Here is a 229-nt window from a genome sequence, read left to right on the forward strand (position 1 = left end):
TCAGCCGCCAGCCACAACGGGTGATTGTTCACAGCCCCAGCCGGGGGCTGGATGTGCGCGCCACTCTGGCCGTACACCAGCGCTTGCGCAGCGCCCGGGATGCCGGAGCAGCCGTGTTGCTGATCAGCGAAGACCTGGATGAAGTAATGGCGCTGGCAGATCGCATTGGCGTGATGTCAGCAGGACGTATTATCGGCGAGTTTGCCCAACCGGCAGACCGTCAGGCAAT

The 229-nt window shown here is 62.9% G+C and carries 1 pseudogene; it reads left to right on the forward strand.

The window, feature by feature from the left end:
• Positions 1-229 (forward strand): annotated as a pseudogene (locus tag Q4563_RS23315) (hypothetical protein); the annotation flags it as partial.

This window comes from Gilvimarinus sp. 1_MG-2023 (genome assembly GCF_030548285.1).